Here is a 2,589-nt window from a genome sequence, read left to right as displayed (position 1 = left end):
TCGTAGAGATCTACGACGCCACCCCGCCCACCTCGTGCTTCTCTTCTCTGCTCGCTGTCACACCCATCGCGTAGGCTCGAAGGCGTACTGATCCACCGATGGAGACGTACCGAGCAATCACTCTTGGGGAGGGGGCCCAGTGCTTATCGACACTTTCGGTCGTGTGGCCACTGACCTGCGTGTTTCACTCACCGACCGGTGCAATCTGCGGTGCACCTACTGCATGCCGGAAGAGGGGCTGCAGTGGCTCGCCAAGCCCGACCTGCTCACCGACGACGAAATCGTCCGGCTGATCGGCATCGCCGTGCGGGACCTGGGCATCGAGGAGGTCCGCTTCACCGGCGGTGAACCGCTGCTGCGCCCCGGTCTGCCCGGCATCGTCGAGCGCGTCGCCGCTCTCACCCCGCGCCCCCAGATGTCGCTGACCACCAACGGCATCGGCCTGCAGCGCACGGCCGCCGCCCTCCGCGACGCCGGCCTCGACCGCGTCAATGTCTCCCTCGACACCCTGCGGCCGGACGTCTTCCAGGCCATGACCCGCCGCAAGCGGCACGACGACGTCCTGCGCGGTCTGGAGGCGGCCCGCACGGCCGGCCTGACCCCGGTCAAGGTCAACACCGTCCTGATGCCGGGACTCAACGACGACGAGGCCCCCGACCTGCTGGCCTGGGCAATCGCCAACGACTACGAGCTCCGCTTCATCGAGCAGATGCCGCTGGACGCCCAGCACGGCTGGAAGCGCGAGGGAATGATCACCGCAGGCGACATCCTCGCCTCGCTGCGCACCCGCTTCGCGCTCACCCCCGAGGGCGAGGAGGAGCGGGGCTCCGCGCCCGCCGAGCGCTGGATCGTCGACGGCGGCCCGCACCGCGTCGGTGTGATCGCCTCCGTCACCCGCCCGTTCTGCCGGGCCTGCGACCGTACCCGGCTGACCGCCGACGGCCAGGTCCGTACCTGCCTGTTCGCCACCGAGGAGACGGATCTGCGCACCGCCCTGCGATCCGAGGCACCCGATGAGGAGATCGCACGCATATGGAAGCGCGCGATGTGGGGCAAGAAGGCGGGCTCGGGCCTGGACGACCCGTCGTTCCTGCAGCCGGAGCGTCCGATGTCCGCGATCGGCGGCTGAGCCGGTCCGGCGTCAGCGACCGGTGGCCGACGCCTCCCACTCCGTCAGCGTCACGACATCCTTGAGAAATCCGCGCATGTCGAGGAACTGCGACAGATGCTCCCGGTGCTCCTCACAGGCCAGCCAGGTCTTGCGCCGGTCCGGGGTGTGCAGCTTCGGGTTGTTCCAGGCCAGCACCCACACGGCGGGGGCTCGGCAACCCTTCGCGGAACAGATGACGGCGCCCTCGGCGCCTTCCTGGGGATTCAGGGAGTTCACGGCCTCAACCCTACGTCCTGCGATCACCGCTCCAGGCCCGGCTGTCGCACCCCGCGAATCTGCGGACATGGCGACGCCGGGCAGCCACGGGGGGAGCCGCCCGGCGTCGGTCCGTCGCTCCGACGGGGGATGCGGAGCGCGTACGCAGTATGTCACGGGGAATGGTGCGTAGTGCACCGGAACTCCATGATTGATCTGAGCTTTTCTTGAGCTTTGCAGACCGGGTAATGATCAGTTGGGGTCGTGTGGCGACGCGGAAGAGCCCGCCGCCGGCCGCTCCGGAACGGATTCCGCCGGGGCGCCGTCGGCTCCCGGATTCAGCATCGTCCTGGTCGGGCCCGCAACAAAGGTCTTCGGCAGCGAAGGGGCGTTCTCCCGGCCCGCGTTGGCGATGACCACCGCGATATAGGGCAGCGTCAGTCCCAGCACCAACGTCGCAATGGCGATGGGCCGTTCGACGTTCCACAGCACGACGGTGAGCACCACGGCCACCGTCCGCACCGCCATCGAGATCACATACCGCCGCTGCCGGCCGCGCACATCCTCGGAAAGGCCCTGCCGGGCCCCGGTGATCCGGAAGGCCTGGCCACTGCTCTGCTTCCGCATCACGTTCCACCACCCGCTCAGTCGTGCCGGATTCTCCCCGGTATCCGGTCGGTTTCCACGGTACGCCGCGACTGCGCCGCCTTCGAGACCGGGGCATGCCCCGGTTCGGCCGGGTCTGTCACCGCACCCTGCGTACGGCGGTCCCCGGCGTGCGCCGTAGTCGATGCGGAGCGACACTGAGGGGCGACCGTCATCTGCACCGTGCCGCAAGAGGAGTCGACATGACGTGGTTGTGGGCCATCATCGTGGGCCTGGTGCTGGGCCTGATCGCGAAGGCCATCATCCCGGGCAAGCAGCAGATCCCGCTCTGGCTGACCGTGATCTTCGGCATGCTGGGCAGCGTCCTCGGCAACTGGGTGGCGACCGGCATCGGGGTCAATGACACCAAGGGCATCGACTGGATCCGGCACCTGCTGCAACTGGCCGGCGCGATCGTCGTCGTCGCCGTCGGTGACCGCGTCTGGGCCTCCATGCGCGCCCGCAAGAAACACACCGCCTAGATGTGTTGTCCGGAGAGGTTGGTGACGCGGCTGGCTGGGGTGTGGCCGCTGATTCCGGTGTGGGGTCGGTGGTAGTTGTACCAGTCCAGCCAGTCG

The 2,589-nt window shown here is 68.4% G+C and carries 4 protein-coding genes; 2 read left to right on the top strand and 2 right to left on the bottom strand.

Going from position 1 to position 2,589, the window contains the following annotated elements:
• Positions 1 to 139 precede the first annotated feature (139 nt).
• Complete coding sequence (moaA, locus tag ACWGI6_RS38130) at positions 140 to 1,129, top strand: GTP 3',8-cyclase MoaA (RefSeq protein WP_453271764.1); 990 nt, start codon at positions 140 to 142, stop codon at positions 1,127 to 1,129.
• A 12-nt stretch (positions 1,130 to 1,141) separates the two neighbouring features.
• On the opposite strand, the gene ACWGI6_RS38125 is transcribed toward moaA, so the two are convergent.
• On the bottom strand, positions 1,142 to 1,387 hold the full coding sequence (locus ACWGI6_RS38125) for a hypothetical protein (RefSeq protein WP_453271763.1): 246 nt from the start codon (positions 1,385 to 1,387) through the stop codon (positions 1,142 to 1,144).
• Positions 1,388 to 1,618: 231 nt separating this feature from the next.
• On the bottom strand, positions 1,619 to 1,993 hold the full coding sequence (locus ACWGI6_RS38120; protein WP_393910433.1) for a DUF3099 domain-containing protein: 375 nt from the start codon (positions 1,991 to 1,993) through the stop codon (positions 1,619 to 1,621).
• A gap of 221 nt (positions 1,994 to 2,214) precedes the next feature.
• On the opposite strand from ACWGI6_RS38120, the gene ACWGI6_RS38115 reads away from it, so the two are divergent.
• Positions 2,215 to 2,493, top strand: coding sequence for a GlsB/YeaQ/YmgE family stress response membrane protein (locus tag ACWGI6_RS38115; RefSeq protein WP_393910432.1), 279 nt, complete (start codon positions 2,215 to 2,217; stop codon positions 2,491 to 2,493).
• Positions 2,494 to 2,589 lie beyond the last annotated feature (96 nt).

Source organism: Streptomyces sp. NPDC054786 (assembly GCF_053611685.1).
Note: the sequence above shows the minus strand (reverse complement) of the source record. Positions and strands in the feature narration are given on the sequence as shown.